Source organism: Streptomyces sp. NPDC039462 (genome assembly GCF_055639375.1).
This window is the reverse complement of sequence record NZ_JBVKAO010000011.1, coordinates 95761-109359: the sequence shown is the minus strand read 5'-3', so window position 1 is coordinate 109359 and position 13599 is coordinate 95761. Positions and strand designations below refer to the sequence as shown.

At 70.6% G+C, this 13599-nt stretch carries 19 protein-coding genes; 15 read left to right on the top strand and 4 right to left on the bottom strand.

Annotated features, from left to right (window positions below; genetic code table 11):
* Positions 1 to 21: 21 nt before the first annotated feature.
* The 7 genes from ACZ7LU_RS39325 to ACZ7LU_RS39295 all read left to right on the top strand — a co-directional run bounded on the left by ACZ7LU_RS39325 (position 22) and on the right by ACZ7LU_RS39295 (position 4903).
* The gene (locus ACZ7LU_RS39325) at positions 22 to 888 is read left to right on the top strand and encodes an alpha/beta hydrolase (protein WP_468715266.1); all 867 of its coding nucleotides are present in this window, start codon (positions 22 to 24) and stop codon (positions 886 to 888) included.
* 16 nt (positions 889 to 904) lie between these two features.
* Entirely contained in the window at positions 905 to 1159 is a 255-nt protein-coding gene (locus ACZ7LU_RS39320) for a MoaD/ThiS family protein (protein WP_468087460.1), read from the top strand.
* Between the two features lie 5 nt (positions 1160 to 1164).
* Entirely contained in the window at positions 1165 to 2454 is a 1290-nt protein-coding gene (locus ACZ7LU_RS39315) for a hypothetical protein (RefSeq protein ID WP_471919579.1), read from the top strand.
* A gap of 122 nt (positions 2455 to 2576) precedes the next feature.
* Positions 2577 to 3329, top strand: coding sequence for an LmeA family phospholipid-binding protein (locus ACZ7LU_RS39310; RefSeq protein ID WP_468086759.1), 753 nt, complete (start codon positions 2577 to 2579; stop codon positions 3327 to 3329).
* Between the two features lie 172 nt (positions 3330 to 3501).
* Positions 3502 to 3582 carry a putative leader peptide gene (locus tag ACZ7LU_RS39305; protein WP_351007875.1) on the top strand — a complete coding sequence of 27 codons (81 nt, stop codon included), beginning with the start codon at positions 3502 to 3504 and terminating at the stop codon, positions 3580 to 3582.
* 153 nt (positions 3583 to 3735) lie between these two features.
* Complete coding sequence (locus tag ACZ7LU_RS39300; protein WP_398302776.1) at positions 3736 to 4581, top strand: sulfurtransferase; 846 nt, start codon at positions 3736 to 3738, stop codon at positions 4579 to 4581.
* A 34-nt stretch (positions 4582 to 4615) separates the two neighbouring features.
* A complete protein-coding gene (locus ACZ7LU_RS39295) occupies positions 4616 to 4903 on the top strand; it encodes a DUF1416 domain-containing protein (RefSeq protein WP_018527919.1) in 288 nt (95 codons plus the stop codon).
* A 166-nt stretch (positions 4904 to 5069) separates the two neighbouring features.
* Here ACZ7LU_RS39295 and ACZ7LU_RS39290 read toward each other — a convergent pair whose 3' ends face one another.
* Entirely contained in the window at positions 5070 to 5333 is a 264-nt protein-coding gene (locus tag ACZ7LU_RS39290; RefSeq protein WP_398302778.1) for a DUF3099 domain-containing protein, read from the bottom strand.
* Between the two features lie 255 nt (positions 5334 to 5588).
* Between ACZ7LU_RS39290 and ACZ7LU_RS39285 the strand changes: the two genes are divergently transcribed.
* From ACZ7LU_RS39285 to ygfZ, 3 genes are read left to right on the top strand one after another with little or no spacing between them, the layout of a single operon-like run.
* A complete protein-coding gene (locus tag ACZ7LU_RS39285) occupies positions 5589 to 6161 on the top strand; it encodes an FABP family protein (protein WP_398302779.1) in 573 nt (190 codons plus the stop codon).
* A gap of 15 nt (positions 6162 to 6176) precedes the next feature.
* Complete coding sequence (locus tag ACZ7LU_RS39280; RefSeq protein ID WP_398302781.1) at positions 6177 to 6620, top strand: Fur family transcriptional regulator; 444 nt, start codon at positions 6177 to 6179, stop codon at positions 6618 to 6620.
* Positions 6621 to 6654: 34 nt separating this feature from the next.
* Positions 6655 to 7620 carry a CAF17-like 4Fe-4S cluster assembly/insertion protein YgfZ gene (gene ygfZ, locus ACZ7LU_RS39275; RefSeq protein ID WP_471919578.1) on the top strand — a complete coding sequence of 322 codons (966 nt, stop codon included), beginning with the start codon at positions 6655 to 6657 and terminating at the stop codon, positions 7618 to 7620.
* A 27-nt stretch (positions 7621 to 7647) separates the two neighbouring features.
* On the opposite strand, the gene dtd is transcribed toward ygfZ, so the two are convergent.
* Positions 7648 to 8085, bottom strand: a complete 438-nt coding sequence (dtd, locus tag ACZ7LU_RS39270; protein ID WP_398302785.1) for a D-aminoacyl-tRNA deacylase — start codon at positions 8083 to 8085, stop codon at positions 7648 to 7650.
* A 161-nt stretch (positions 8086 to 8246) separates the two neighbouring features.
* Between dtd and ACZ7LU_RS39265 the strand changes: the two genes are divergently transcribed.
* Entirely contained in the window at positions 8247 to 8855 is a 609-nt protein-coding gene (locus ACZ7LU_RS39265) for an RsiG family protein (protein WP_468086767.1), read from the top strand.
* A 153-nt stretch (positions 8856 to 9008) separates the two neighbouring features.
* Here ACZ7LU_RS39265 and ACZ7LU_RS39260 read toward each other — a convergent pair whose 3' ends face one another.
* Complete coding sequence (locus tag ACZ7LU_RS39260; protein WP_468555414.1) at positions 9009 to 9194, bottom strand: hypothetical protein; 186 nt, start codon at positions 9192 to 9194, stop codon at positions 9009 to 9011.
* Positions 9195 to 9377: 183 nt separating this feature from the next.
* On the opposite strand from ACZ7LU_RS39260, the gene ACZ7LU_RS39255 reads away from it, so the two are divergent.
* On the top strand, positions 9378 to 10289 hold the full coding sequence (locus ACZ7LU_RS39255; RefSeq protein ID WP_398302791.1) for a FadR/GntR family transcriptional regulator: 912 nt from the start codon (positions 9378 to 9380) through the stop codon (positions 10287 to 10289).
* A gap of 27 nt (positions 10290 to 10316) precedes the next feature.
* Here ACZ7LU_RS39255 and ACZ7LU_RS39250 read toward each other — a convergent pair whose 3' ends face one another.
* Positions 10317 to 10505 carry a hypothetical protein gene (locus ACZ7LU_RS39250; RefSeq protein WP_362993873.1) on the bottom strand — a complete coding sequence of 63 codons (189 nt, stop codon included), beginning with the start codon at positions 10503 to 10505 and terminating at the stop codon, positions 10317 to 10319.
* 125 nt (positions 10506 to 10630) lie between these two features.
* Between ACZ7LU_RS39250 and ACZ7LU_RS39245 the strand changes: the two genes are divergently transcribed.
* The 3 genes from ACZ7LU_RS39245 to ACZ7LU_RS39235 all read left to right on the top strand — a co-directional run bounded on the left by ACZ7LU_RS39245 (position 10631) and on the right by ACZ7LU_RS39235 (position 13571).
* Complete coding sequence (locus ACZ7LU_RS39245) at positions 10631 to 11539, top strand: winged helix-turn-helix domain-containing protein (protein ID WP_471149964.1); 909 nt, start codon at positions 10631 to 10633, stop codon at positions 11537 to 11539.
* A 63-nt stretch (positions 11540 to 11602) separates the two neighbouring features.
* Entirely contained in the window at positions 11603 to 12307 is a 705-nt protein-coding gene (locus ACZ7LU_RS39240) for an HAD family hydrolase (protein ID WP_471919621.1), read from the top strand.
* A gap of 91 nt (positions 12308 to 12398) precedes the next feature.
* Positions 12399 to 13571, top strand: a complete 1173-nt coding sequence (locus ACZ7LU_RS39235; protein ID WP_471919577.1) for a phosphotransferase family protein — start codon at positions 12399 to 12401, stop codon at positions 13569 to 13571.
* The last annotated feature ends 28 nt before the right edge of the window (positions 13572 to 13599 follow it).

Genomic DNA, 13599 nt, shown 5'->3' with positions numbered 1-13599 from the left:
CTGCCCAGCAGAATAGCCCACATGAGTTCCGGTCCGGCAGGTCAAACCGCGCGATCTTCTGTGCCTCCGGTCACGCGCGATCAGCGTCGCGTTCAGCGGTACGCCACGCTGCGTACACAGGACGCAGTGGCCATCGAGGCCGCCCACGACCCCGGGCCCGACCCCGCGGGAGGGCTCGCGATCGTCGTCGCGCACGGCTTCACGGGCGACCTCTCGCGGCCGCACGTGCGCCGCATCGCGGGCGTCCTCGCCCAGCGTGCGGGCGTGATCACCTTCTCCTTCCGGGGGCACGGGCGCTCCGGCGGGCACTCCACGGTCGGCGACCGCGAGGTGCTCGACCTGGCGGCCGCGGTCGAGTGGGCACGGTCCCTGGGCTACGCGCACGTGGTGACCGTCGGCTTCTCGATGGGCGGCTCGGTCGTGCTGCGGCACGCCGCGTCGCACCGGGGGCGCACGGAGGCGCGGACTGACGCGGTGGTCGCCGTGAGTGCCCCGGCCCGTTGGTTCTACCGGGGTACGGCGCCGATGCGGCGGCTGCACTGGGTCGTCACACGGCCCGCGGGCCGTGTGGTCGGCCGCTTCGGACTGCGGACCCGAATCCACCCGCACGAGTGGGACCCCGTCCCCCTTTCGCCGGTCGAGTCCGTCCCCCTCATCGCCCCGACACCTCTGCTCGTCGTCCACGGCGACCGGGACCCGTACTTCCCCCTCGACCACCCGCGGATGCTCGCCGCGGCCGCCGCCGGCGGGGCCGAGCTGTGGCTGGAAGAAGGCATGGGGCACGCCGAGCACGCGGCGACGGACGGGCTCGTCGCACGGATCGCCTCCTGGGCCACGGCATCATGGACGTCGGCAACCGCCGAGGAGACATCGGCGACCGCCGACTGAAAGGAAGGGGAGCCGCATGGTGAACGGCACCATTCGTTACTGGGCCGCTGCCAAGGCGGCCGCGGGCGTCGCCGAGGAGCCGTACGCGGCGGTGACGCTCGCCGAGGCGCTGGACGCGGCCCGCGAGCGGCATCCCGGCGAACTCGTCCGGGTCCTGCAGCGCTGCTCCTTCCTCGTCGACGGAGACCCCGTCGGGACCCGCGGGCATGAGACCGTACGGCTGGCCGAGGGCGGCACGGTCGAGGTGCTCCCGCCGTTCGCAGGAGGATGAGCGCCATGTCCGATCAGCCCGACGAGAGGTACACGGGGCACCAGGGATACGAGGGGTACGAGGGATACGAGCCGTATCCGCAGCAGCAGTACCCCGGGCAGCAGCAGCACCCGCACCAGCAGCAGCCGTATCCGGAACAGCAGCAGCACCAGCCGTATCCGGAGCAGCAGTACTACGCGGAGCCGCAGCAACAGCAGCAGCAGTACGGCCAGCCCCAGCAGCCTCAGCAGTACTACGCCGACCCCCAGCAGCAGTACTACCCGGACCCCCAGCAGCAGTACGGGCAGCAGCCTCAGCCGCCCCAGCAGTACTACGCCGATCCGCAGCAGCAGTACGGCCATGAGCAGCACACCCAGCAGTGGGAGGGCCAGACCTGGGAGACCCAGGTGCAGCCGCCCGTGGCCGCCGTGGACGTGACGGAGACGGCGTACCTGCCCGCGCAGGGAGCGGCCCGTGCCGAGGAGCCCGCCGATGAGCCCGCCGCGGCCCCCGGCCACGGCGCCTCCTACGGCCCCGCCACCACCACGGGCAACCCCCGCGTCACCGACGCCCAGCGGGCCAGGGCCGAGGGCCGCTCGCCGATCATCGAGCCGGGGATGCAGCCCGCCGCGCTGACCGCCGTGCTCGGGCTGCTGCTCGCCGCGGGCGCCGCCGTCGGGCAGTACGCGCTGCTCGTGCCGCTGGTCCTGCTGCAGGCCGTGACCGCCGCCGGGTGGTTCCGGCTCAACGGCATGTGGCCCGCCCGGCAGGGCATCGCGCTCGCCTTCCTCGGCGGCGTCGTCGCGGACGCCGTGCTGCTCGGCGTCGGCAAGGAGCACGGGCCCGCCGCCATCCTCGGCACCCTCGGTGTGTGGGTGCTGCTCGTGCTGGTGCTGCAGCTGCGCAGCCGGGCCGGTGCCGACGAGCGGATGTACGGCCTGATGGCCACCGTCGTCTCCGCCGCGCTCGCGATCGTCGCGGCCGGGCACCTCGCGGCCGCCTCCGACGCCGTGACGGTGGGCTGCATCGCCGTCGCCGTCGCGGTCCTCGCCCGCGCGCTGCCGCTGCCCACCCCCGTCTCCGTGGTCGTCGCCCTGCTCGCGGCCGCCGGCGCAGGGATCGCCGTCGGCGGGACCACCGACTACGGCAGCAAGGGCGCGCTGCTCGCCGTCGGCGCCGGGGTGTGCGCGCTGATCGGACACCGGGTCGCCAGCTACGACTACCCGTCCCGCTTCGTGCACATGACGGCGGGCGTCGCGCTGCCGCTCGCGGCCGCCGCCCCCGCCGTCTACGTCCTCGGCCGTGCCATCGGCTGACCCGCACACCGATCGTCACAGCTGTTCGACAGGTCCCCGGCCGATCTCTGCGGCCGGGGACCTGTCCTTTAGGCTCGCGGCAACGACAGTCGACGCGGGGGACAAGTGGGGGAACACCGGACATGAGCAAGCGAGCCGTACGCATACTTCTGATAGTCGTCGTGGTCCTCGGGGGTCTCTTCGTGGCCGCGGACCGGCTCGCCGTGAACTTCGCCGAGAACGAGGCGGCGGAGAAGATGCGCACCAGCGAGGGCCTGAGCGAGACGCCCGACGTCTCCATCAAGGGCTTCCCCTTCCTGACCCAGGTCGCCGGCGGAGAGCTCGACGACGTCGAGGTCGGCATCAAGAACTACGACGCGAGGTCCGGCTCCGACGCCATCCGGATCGCCGACCTCACCGCCCACATGAAGGGCGTGAAGTTCTCCGGCGACTACAGCTCGGCGACCGCCGCGAGCGCCACGGGCACCGCCCACGTCTCGTACGACGAGCTCCTGAAGGCCAGCAAGTCCGAGCCCGTCGAGCTGCCGCTCGGCGCCACCGGCAAGGTGATCGGCCTCTCCGACGGCGGCAACGGCAAGATCAAGGTCGAGGTCGAGGTCAGCAAGGGCGGCGCGAAGCTGCCGAAGCCCGTCCACGTGCTCAGCTCGGTCCGCGTCGAGGGCGACACCATCAAGGTGCACGCCGACGAGATCCCGAAGAACCTCGACGTCCTCGGCGTCTCCATCCCGCTCCCCGAGGGCATGGTGCGCGACGTCACCGACTTCGAGCAGAAGATCGACGACCTGCCCGCCGGGATCGAGCTCCAGAAGGTCGAGGCGGCACCGGACGGCGTGGACATGTCCGTGACCGGCTCCCAGGTCCGGCTGGTGGGCTGACCACAGTCCGAGACGGAGGCGTCCGCCCGGCGGATGTGAGAGGGACGACACGGAGCCCGCGGCCCCATCGGGGCGGCCGCGGGCTTCAACCATTCCCACATGGTGGACGATCGTGTCTCAGTATGCGGAGCGCCGGTGACACGGCCGCCCCTCCGTCCCTACGATCGGACCCATGCAACGACAGGCGGACCTCACGAAGCGGCGGGCAGTGGACCTGTGCCGCGTCGCCGCCATGCTCTGTCGCACCTTCTAGCGGGACTTCCGAACTCCCGTTTCCCCCGGCCCGTCGACGCTTTCCGTCAGGGCCCCCGTGCCGTACGCCGCGCCTCCCCGCGCGCCCGTCGTCGTACGCGCACACCCCTCGCAGCACCGCCGCACCGCCGTAACTGCCCCGGAGGAGAAAAGCATGAGCCGCAGCGACGTCCTGGTAGACGCCGACTGGGTCGAGGCCCACATCGACGACCCGAAGGTCGTCATCGTCGAGGTCGACGAGGACACCTCCGCGTACGACAAGAACCACATCAAGAACGCGATCCGCATCGACTGGACCAAGGACCTCCAGGACCCGGTCCGCCGTGACTTCATCGACCAGGAGGGCTTCGAGAAGCTCCTCTCGGCGAAGGGCATCGCGAACGACTCCACCGTCGTCCTCTACGGCGGCAACAACAACTGGTTCGCGTCCTACGCCTTCTGGTACTTCAAGCTCTACGGCCACCAGGACGTGAAGCTCCTCGACGGCGGCCGCAAGAAGTGGGAGCTCGACTCCCGCGACCTGGTCGACGGCTCCGAGGTCCCGCAGCGGCCCGCCACCGACTACAAGGCCAAGCCGCAGGACACCTCGATCCGCGCCTTCCGCGACGACGTCGTGGCGGCCATCGGCTCGCAGAACCTCGTCGACGTGCGCTCGCCCGACGAGTTCAGCGGCAAGCTGCTCGCCCCGGCCCACCTCCCGCAGGAGCAGTCGCAGCGCCCCGGCCACGTGCCGAGCGCCCGCAACATCCCCTGGTCGAAGAACGCCAACGACGACGGCACCTTCAAGTCCGACGACGAGCTCAAGGCCCTCTACGAGAACGAGCAGGTCGACCTCTCCAAGGACACGATCGCCTACTGCCGCATCGGTGAGCGTTCGGCCCTGACCTGGTTCGTCCTGCACGAGCTGCTCGGCCAGACCAACGTCAAGAACTACGACGGCTCCTGGACCGAGTACGGCTCGCTCGTCGGCGTGCCGATCGAGCTCGGCGCCAACAAGTAAGACCCCCGACCTCTCTTCCCCCTCAGGAGTCCCCATGTGTGGAGCAAAGGCCGGCGGCCCCGACGCTTCGACGATCAAGCCCGGTGAGACGACGATCCAGGGCCAGGTGACCCGCGACGGCGAGCCCGTCACCGGTTACGTGCGCCTGCTCGACTCGACCGGCGAGTTCACCGCCGAGGTCCCCACCTCGGCCACCGGACAGTTCCGCTTCTACGCCGCCGAGGGCACGTGGACCGTCCGGGCGCTGGTTCCCGGCGGCACGGCGGACCGTACGGTCGTCGCCCGGACGGGCGGTCTCGCGGAGGTCGCGATCGCGGTCTGAGCCACCACCGCACCGCAGACGGCTGAAGGGCCGCACCCCAGGGGGTTGGACGCCACTGGAACGGGGTGCGGCCCTTCGGCTACGTCACGGCTATGGGGTTACGGCGTGGCCACGGGGTCAGGGCGTGGCCACGGGGTCACGGCGTGGCTACGGGGTCACAGCGTGGCTACGGCTGGTGCCTGCGTCTGCCGTCCAGCTCGTCCCACCACTCGTCGGACTTCGCATCGCCGCTCGGGTCGTCCCACCAGCGGTCGTCCGGCCCTCTCCGATTCGCCGTGATCGCGGCCAGCGGCGGGATCACCATCGCCACGACACACATTCCGACGGCGACGGGCACCGACCACAGCCGCACCACGCCCCAGGCCAGGACGAAGAGCCCGACGCAGGTCCCCATCATGGCGAAGTACACATGACGCCTACGCGCGTACATACACCCAGCGTACGTCCCGCGCCCCCTCACAGAGAGGGACGGGCGCCGCCCGACTAGAGTGGGACCGGCTCTGATACCTGCCCCAACCGCTCACCGAGGAGCACCCCGTGCTTGAGGCCTTCTTCTCCGCCCTGCTGGTTCTCGTCTGCGTCGGCGTTCTCGCCTTCATGGGCCTGACCGTGAAGAAGCTGTACCAGGGCCAGCGCTGACCTCCCCGCCCCTCACCGCCACCTCCACAGATCGCCTGAGCTTCCCATGATCGAGATTCCGTCCGACCTGAACCCCGACCTCGTCCCCCTCGCCTTCCTCCTCGGCAACTGGGCCGGCGCGGGCGTCACCGACTTCCCCGGCGCCGAGAAGGCGAATTTCGGCCAGGAGGTCTCCTTCACGCACGACGGTCGGGACTTCATCGAGTACCGGTCGTACACCTGGGTGCTCGACTCCGAGGGCAACAAGGTCAAGCCCCTGGAGACCGAGTCCGGGTTCTGGCGCATCGACAAGGACCGCAAGGTCGAGGTCGTCATGGTCCGCGACGACGGTGTCGTCGAGGTCTGGTACGGCGAGCTGGCCGACAAGAAGCCGCAGATCGACCTGGCCACCGACGCCGTCGCCCGCACCGCGGCCTCGGGCCCCTACACCGGTGGCAAGCGCCTCTACGGCTATGTGAAGGGCGACCTGATGTGGGTCGGCGAGAAGCAGACCCCCGAGGTGCCGCTGCGCCCCTACATGTCGGCCCAGCTGAAGAAGGTCGTCACCCCCGAGGAGGTCGCCGAGATGGCCCGCAACCTCGGTGATCTGCCGGACGACGGCATCGCTTTCTTCAAGTAGACCTAGACTTCTGGTGTGACGAGTACCGACTCCGACTGGAAGAGCGACCTGCGTCAGCGCGGCTACCGGCTGACGCCGCAGCGTCAGCTTGTCCTCGAAGCCGTCGACACCCTTGAACACGCGACCCCCGACGACATCCTCTGCGAAGTGCGGAAGACGGCGTCGGGGGTCAACATTTCCACGGTCTACCGCACCCTGGAGCTCCTGGAGGAGCTGGGCCTGGTCAGCCACGCCCACCTCGGGCACGGCGCGCCGACGTACCACCTGGCGGACCGGCACCACCACATCCACCTCGTCTGCCGGGACTGCACGGACGTCATCGAGGCCGACACCGAGATCGCGGCGGAGTTCACCGCCAAGCTGCGGGACACCTTCGGCTTCGACACCGACCTGAAGCACTTCGCGATCTTCGGCCAGTGCGAGAAGTGCGCGGCGCGGAACAGGGACGCCCAGAAATAAAAACCGTCACCAGCGGGTCGTAGTCTTTGTGAACATGAAGAGCCCCCTGTTGTCCCTGCCCGGCGCCGTCCCCGCCGAGGGCGTGGACGAAGGCGTCGCCGCCCACTACGGCGAACTGTTCCGTGAGCAGCGCGCCCTCGCCGACGGCACCGGTTTCGTCGACCTCTCCCACCGCGGGGTGGTCTCCGTGACCGGCTCCGACCGGCTGAGCTGGCTGCACCTGCTGATCACCCAGCACGTCAGCGAGCTGCCCGCGGGCCAGGCCACCGAAGCGCTGATCCTCTCCGCCAACGGCCACATCGAGCACCACCTCTCCCTCGTCGACGACGGCGAGACCGTCTGGGCGCACGTCGAACCGGGCACGCAGGACGCGCTCATCGCGTACCTGGAGAGCATGAAGTTCTTCTACCGCGTCGAAGTCGCCGACCGCACGGACGAGTTCGCCGTCGTCCACCTGCCCGCCGGCTCCATCGCCCCGGTCCCGGAGGGCGCCGTCGCCCGCGAGACCGCGCACGGCCGCGACCTGTTCCTGCCGCGCGCGGACCTGGAGACGTTCGCCGCCGCCCACGGCCCCGCCGCCGGCCTCCTCGCGTACGAGGCGCTGCGGGTCGAGGCCCACCGGCCGCGCCTCGGCTTCGAGACGGACCACCGCACCATCCCGCACGAGCTCGGCTGGATCGGCTCCGCGGTGCACCTGCAGAAGGGCTGCTACCGCGGCCAGGAGACGGTCGCCCGCGTCCAGAACCTGGGCAAGCCGCCGCGCCGCCTCGTCTTCCTGCACCTGGACGGCAGCGAGGTGCACCTGCCGGTCGCCGGCACGCCGCTGCACCTCGCCGGCGAGGGCGCCGAGGGACGGAAGCTGGGCTTCATCACCACGGCCGTACGCCACCACGAACTGGGACCGATCGCGCTGGGCCTCATCAAGCGCAATGTGCCGCTGGACGCGGGCCTGGTGGCGGGCGACACCGCCGCGGCCCAGGAAGTGGTCGTCGAGCCCTAGGCCCACATTTCTGGTCGAGCCCCGGGCTCACATCTCCAGGAGCACCGTGAACGGGCCGTCGTTCGTCAGGCCCACCCGCATCTGGGCGCCGAAGCGGCCCGTCGCCACCGTCGCCCCCAGGGCGCGGAGCCGCGACACCACCTCGTCGACCAGGGGCTCGGCCACGTCGCCGGGGGCCGCCGCGTTCCACGTGGGGCGGCGGCCCTTCCGGGCGTCTCCGTAGAGCGTGAACTGGCTGATGACCAGGAGCGGGGCGCCGGTGTCGCTGCACGACCTCTCGTCGGACAGCATGCGCAGCGTCCAGAGCTTGCGGGCGAGCCGGTCCGCCTTCTCCTTGGTGTCGTCGTGCGTGACGCCCACCAGGACGCAGAGGCCCTCGCCGCTGATCTCGCCCACCGTCTCCGGGCCGTCCTCGCCCGCCACGACGACGCTCGCGCCGTCGACCCGCTGCACCACTGCTCGCATGCGGCCATCATGCCGTGCCGGGCGCGGCGCCCGGAACATGCCCCCGATCCCCCCATCTGGGGCCGATTCCGGGCACTCGCTCACATAGCGGCCACTCGGGGTGGCACGATGCTCACACGCGGTGCACCGCGTCGACCGGTCGAGGGGACGGGTAGAGGCAGATGAGCACACCAGGTACCGGGCACTCGCCCGGCCGCATCTCCCTGCGGCGTACGGAGGTTCCGCGGCCACCCGCGCAGCGCACCGGCGGCCGGCTGCTGACCGACGGGACCGGGGGCGACCTCGGCGGGCTGCGCCTGCCGGAGCTCCGCGAACTGCGCAGGGCGGCCCAGCAGGACGAGGCCGACCTCAGCTATGTGCGGCGGCTCCTCCAGGGGCGCATCGACATCCTGCGGGCGGAGATCGCGCGCCGCGGGGAGCCGCACGCGCAGGCGCCCGAGCCGGAGGCGACGGTCATGGACCGGCTCGCGGAGATCCTCAGGGACGCCCCGGCCCGCCACCGCTCATCGGCCCGGCACGTCACGCTCGGCACGCCGCACGGCGAGGAGTACCGCCTGCTGGCCACGGAGATGCTCGCCGAGGTCGAGCTCTCCGACCTGGCGGCGCGCACCGACGACGAACTGCACACGGCCATGGGCCGCCTCGTGCGGTACGAACAGCAGGTGTCCCGGCGCCGCCAGCGGCTGCAGCGGACGACGGACGAGTGCAGCGCGGAGATCGCGCGGCGGTACCGGGTGGGAGAGGCGCAGGTCGACGACTTGCTGTCGTGACGATCGCGAGTGTTCCGCCGGGGCCCGGACGCGTCTGAGCCCCGGCCCGTCCGTAGCGGTGGACCGGGGCTCAGCCCCCTTACGGCTGACCGGACTCCCGGCTCCCCTCCGGATGGGAGCCCGGCCCGCCGGGTCTGTGCGGCGCCGGGCGGGTCAGCCCGACTGGGCGAGGAGCAGGACGAGAAGTCCGGCCCCGACGCCGCTGAGCTTCACGTTCTTCGCCTTGATGCCGATGGTCAGCAGGACGAAGGCGACGATGCCGAGCGGTCCGTACTTCCACTGGATGAGCTGCTCGAAACCGAGGGCGAGGGCGGCGACGACGATGGCGATGACGGGCATGACGTTCCCTCCTTCGGGACCGGGGCGGCGAACCCCGATGAGCTGGTGGCCAACCCCGGGAGGGTCTGACCATGTCGCCGAAGTTGGCTACCAACTTCAACTGACTTATCTCCGCTAGGACTCGACTCATAACCACCTTTCCTGCAACTCCCCTAAGATGGCGCGAAGTTGTACTGTTTGGTTGTGAGCACCGAACCTGCCTCCGTCAACGGGCGCAAGCGATCGCAGCGGTCCCACCGCGAGGTCGCCGACGTGCTGCGCGACCGGATCAGGTCCGGGGCGCTGCGGCCGGGACAGCGCATGCCGACCCAGGCCGAGCTGGCCGACGAGTTCGGCGTGGAGCGCGGTGCGGTGCGGGAGGCGCTGCGCATCCTGCACCGTGAGCATCTGCTGTCCAACGTGTCCAAGGGGAGCCCCGCCACGGTCGCGGAGGCCTCCGAGCGCGCCGCGGCCGGACCGGGCGAGACGCGCCCGCAGCCCACGATGGTCGGCCTGGCCCCGCGCATCGCGGCCGCCTTCGACGTGCCCCACGTGGAGATAGACGCGCTCTGTCACACGTCCATCTCGCTCACCATGGCCGTCGGCGAGCCGCTGCGGCAGATCCACGCGGGGCAGCTGAAACCGGCCAAGGTCGACGTCCGGGTGCTGCTGCCGAGCCGCGACATCGACCTCGCCTTCCCCGCGCCGGTCGACGGCGGGGACCACGAGGGCGACCAGGTCCACCGGCGCTGGCTCGACCAGCGCAACGCGCAGGGGCAGGTGCTGCGCCACAACCTCCTGGCGCTGCGCTCCTCGCACGGCATCGACGTGTCGGTGCAGTTCCGCGCGCTGCCGTTCACGCCGCCGGTGAAGCTGTACCTGATCAACGGCTCGGAGGCGCTCTTCGCCTACTACACGCTCACCAAGCGGGACGAGGAGATCGGCCAGGAGTCCCTGGAGATGTACGACGCGCAGGGCACGCAGTCGATGCTCTTTCCGTTCAAGGAGGGGGACGGGCTGCGGGACACCACGTTCGTGGAGCAGTCCCACCTGTGGTTCAACGCTCTGTGGAACACGATCAGTCAGGACCTGCAGCTGTCGGCGGGCAGGGCCTAGGGAGCGGGCCGCCGCCCGCCGACCCGGTCAGCTCGCCGGACCCGTCACCAGGAGGGCGAGGACGACGGCGCCGATGGAGCTGCACGTGGGGTTCCGCGCCTTGACGCCGATGGTGAGCAGGAGGAGGCCGACGATGCCCATCGGGCCGTACTTCCACTGCACGAGCTGCTCGACGGTGACGGCGACCACGGCTGCGAGGAGGGCTATGGCGGGCATGGTGGTTCCTCCTTCTGCCATCTTGGACGAGTTGGCAACCAACTCTGCCTAGGTTGTCCCCACTTGGCGTAAGCCCATAAACAACTTCCCATCAACTCCCCAAAGATGGCGGTCAGTTGTATCGTCTGGTCGTGACCCAGGAGAACGTTGCAGTGAACGGCAGCAGAAGACTCACGCCCCAGGACATCGCCGACACCCTCCGCGACCGCATCCGGGCGGGCGAACTCAAAGCGGGAGAACGCCTGCCGACCCAGGCCGAACTGGCCTGCGAGTTCGGCGTCGAACGCGGCACCGTGCGCCAGGCGATGAAGCTGCTCCAGGGCGAGGGCCTGCTGTCCAACGTCAGCAAGGGAAGCCCGCCGAGGGTGGCGGACGCGGGGCCGGCCCCTGCGAGCAGGGACCCACAGCCGTCGATGGTGGCGTTGGCGCCGCGGTTGGCGGAGGCGTTCGCAAGGCCCCACGTCCGGATAGACGTCGTCTCCTACACCGCCGAGACGCTGATGGTCGCCATCGGCGAGCCGCTCCGCCTGATCCACGAGGGCCGCATCCGGCCGGAGTCGATCGACGTGCGCATCCTGCTGCCGAGCAGCGACATCGAGCTGGCCTTCCCGGTGCCCATCGACACCGACGCGGAGCACCGGCAGCGGCTGCACCAGCGCTGGCTCGCCCAGCGCAACGCCCAGGGCCAGGTGCTGCGGCACAACCTCCGCGCCCTGCGCTCCTCGCACGGCATCGACGTCCATGTGACGTTCCGGGCGCTGCCCTTCACCCCGCCGGTCAAGATCTACCTGCTGAACGCGGCCGAGGCGCTGTTCGCCTTCTACTCGCCCCACCAGCAGTCACTGGAGCTGGACGCGGCCGACGGCGACGAGAGCGAGGTGGTGGACCTCTACGACGTGGGCGGCGTCAAGGCGCCCGTCTTCTCCTTCGAGAAGGCCGTGGCGGCCTCGCGCGACGCGATGTTCGTCGAAGAGTCGCAGAAGTGGTTCGACGCACTCTGGGCAACCATCACCTCGGACCTGACACTCTCTTAGGTGACTCCTGACTCGACGCAACCCGACGCGACCTGGTCCGAGACGGTCAATGACGAGATCGGCATGCTCCGCATCCTGACCGGCCCCGCCCGCTTCGTGCTCTTCGACTTCGACGGACCCATCTGCCGCCTCTTCGCCGGCCACTCGGCCGAGCAGGTGGCGAAGGACCTGGTCCAGTGGCTGGAGGAGAGGGGGCTGCACGGCCTCCTCACCGACGAGGAGCGGCAGCTGGCCGATCCGTACGACGTACTGCGCGCCGTGGACCGGCGTCACCCCGAGAGCGACCTGGTCGACGAGCTGGAGAAGTGGCTGACCCGGCAGGAGCTGAACGCCGTGGCGTCCGCCTGGCCCACCGCGTACGCCGACCGGCTGATCCGCACCTGGTCGGCGGTCGGCGCCCGGCTGGCCGTGACGACGAACAACTCGCCCCGCGCGGTGGAGCGTTACCTCGACTCGCGAGGGCTCCTGGGGTGCTTCCTCCCGCACATCTACGGCCGCACCCGCGACCTCCGGCTGCTCAAGCCCGACCCGCACTGCGTGAACCGCGCCCTGCGCGCCATGGGGGCGGACCCGGCCGCCACACTCATGATCGGCGACGCGCCGTCCGACTGCGTGGCGGCACGGCGGGCGGGCGTCCGCTTCCTCGGCTTCGCGCGCAACGCACGCAAGGCGGGGCTGCTGCGCGGGGCCGGCGCGGAACACCTGGTCGAATCCCTCGAACTGCTCTCCAGAGTGGTGTTCGACATGGGCGACACGAAGGCGCAGTAAAGCGGCAGGCTGAGCGAACGGTCGCCACGCCGGTGTCCACTATGTGGCAAGTGGCAGGAACGGTTCCGTGCAGGGGATACCCTCTGCGCTCATGCCGTCACCTCCGCCTCGCACTCCCCATGAGGCGCCGAAGAGCGGTCGCCGCGAGTCGTGGATCCGACGCCTCGCCGACGCGCACCGGGAACACCCGGACCGCCAGGTCGTGGCCGGTCACCACAACATCAACTACGTCGTGCCGCTCGGCTGGCGCCTCGCCCTGCTGCTGCGCACGATGCCCTTCCGGGCCCGGGTCAAGTGCCGGATGCCCCGGGACACCCTGGAGGTGGTGCCGCGCATCTGGCCGAGCGAGCCGGAGCTCCTCGCGGTGGTGAGCCGGCACCTCAAGGAAGTGCCCAGCTGCCTGCGGGACTTCGGTGACTGGTCGCTGCACTCCTACCGGCCCGGGCGCGCGCTCTCCGAAGTGCAGCCGGAGGGACCCGTCGGGGAGCCGATGATGCGTTCCTTCGCCGAGTTCTTCGCCCGGACGGCGACCGTGCCGGACGAGGAACTGCCACCGAGACCGCCCGGCTGGCCGGAGTCCGGGCAGAGCCAGGAGTTCCTCCACTGGCTGATCGGCTTCACCGAGGACCGGGTGCACGGACCCAACCGCCGGCGGTTCGACGGTCTCTTCGCGGCCGTGGGCCTGCGCCCCGACGCCATGGCCGCCTTCCGCGACGACCCGGCCCGCCCACGCCTGACATCGCGCCCCTTCTGCCTCCTGCACACCGACGTGCACCGCGCCAACGTCGTCGTCGACCACAAGCAACTCGCCGTCATCGACTGGGAACTGGCCATGTACGGCGACCCGCTGCACGACCTCGCCACCCATCTCGTACGCATGGAGTACGACAAGGACGAGCAGAGCCGGATGACGGAGCTGTGGGCCGACGCGATGGAGCGTGCGGGCCACGCCGACATGACGGCGGGCATGGCCACCGACCTGCCTGTCTACCTGGACTTCGAGTACGCCCAGTCCGTCTTCCCCGACATCATGCGGGCCGCCCTCGACCTGACCGAGCTGCCGTCCGAGCCGGACGACGCCGACTTCGCGGCCGCGGCCGTACGGGTCTGCCGGGCCCTGCGGCGAGCGGCCGAACCGCTGAAGCTGGCCGACGTGCCCGACGAGGCCGTGGCCGGGCAGGCGCTGCGCGACTGGTACGCGGGGCCGCTCGGCCGTGCTCTTCCTGACCGGCCCGGGCCCGGGCACCATGGGCTTCTCCTGTAGAGCACCGTTCAATTCCCGTGACACAAGG

What these genes read in the sequence shown, in the direction of transcription:
- ACZ7LU_RS39325 (WP_468715266.1), top strand. Translation starts at nt 22, where the DNA reads ATGAGTTCCGGTCCGGCAGGTCAAACCGCGCGATCTTCTGTGCCTCCG.
- ACZ7LU_RS39320 (WP_468087460.1), top strand. Translation starts at nt 905, where the DNA reads ATGGTGAACGGCACCATTCGTTACTGGGCCGCTGCCAAGGCGGCCGCG.
- ACZ7LU_RS39315 (WP_471919579.1), top strand. Translation starts at nt 1,165, where the DNA reads ATGTCCGATCAGCCCGACGAGAGGTACACGGGGCACCAGGGATACGAG.
- ACZ7LU_RS39310 (WP_468086759.1), top strand. Translation starts at nt 2,577, where the DNA reads ATGAGCAAGCGAGCCGTACGCATACTTCTGATAGTCGTCGTGGTCCTC.
- ACZ7LU_RS39305 (WP_351007875.1), top strand. Translation starts at nt 3,502, where the DNA reads ATGCAACGACAGGCGGACCTCACGAAGCGGCGGGCAGTGGACCTGTGC.
- ACZ7LU_RS39300 (WP_398302776.1), top strand. Translation starts at nt 3,736, where the DNA reads ATGAGCCGCAGCGACGTCCTGGTAGACGCCGACTGGGTCGAGGCCCAC.
- ACZ7LU_RS39295 (WP_018527919.1), top strand. Translation starts at nt 4,616, where the DNA reads ATGTGTGGAGCAAAGGCCGGCGGCCCCGACGCTTCGACGATCAAGCCC.
- ACZ7LU_RS39290 (WP_398302778.1), bottom strand. Translation starts at nt 5,333, where the DNA reads ATGTACGCGCGTAGGCGTCATGTGTACTTCGCCATGATGGGGACCTGC.
- ACZ7LU_RS39285 (WP_398302779.1), top strand. Translation starts at nt 5,589, where the DNA reads ATGATCGAGATTCCGTCCGACCTGAACCCCGACCTCGTCCCCCTCGCC.
- ygfZ (WP_471919578.1), top strand. Translation starts at nt 6,655, where the DNA reads ATGAAGAGCCCCCTGTTGTCCCTGCCCGGCGCCGTCCCCGCCGAGGGC.
- dtd (WP_398302785.1), bottom strand. Translation starts at nt 8,085, where the DNA reads ATGCGAGCAGTGGTGCAGCGGGTCGACGGCGCGAGCGTCGTCGTGGCG.
- ACZ7LU_RS39265 (WP_468086767.1), top strand. Translation starts at nt 8,247, where the DNA reads ATGAGCACACCAGGTACCGGGCACTCGCCCGGCCGCATCTCCCTGCGG.
- ACZ7LU_RS39260 (WP_468555414.1), bottom strand. Translation starts at nt 9,194, where the DNA reads ATGCCCGTCATCGCCATCGTCGTCGCCGCCCTCGCCCTCGGTTTCGAG.
- ACZ7LU_RS39250 (WP_362993873.1), bottom strand. Translation starts at nt 10,505, where the DNA reads ATGCCCGCCATAGCCCTCCTCGCAGCCGTGGTCGCCGTCACCGTCGAG.
- ACZ7LU_RS39240 (WP_471919621.1), top strand. Translation starts at nt 11,603, where the DNA reads ATGCTCCGCATCCTGACCGGCCCCGCCCGCTTCGTGCTCTTCGACTTC.
- ACZ7LU_RS39235 (WP_471919577.1), top strand. Translation starts at nt 12,399, where the DNA reads ATGCCGTCACCTCCGCCTCGCACTCCCCATGAGGCGCCGAAGAGCGGT.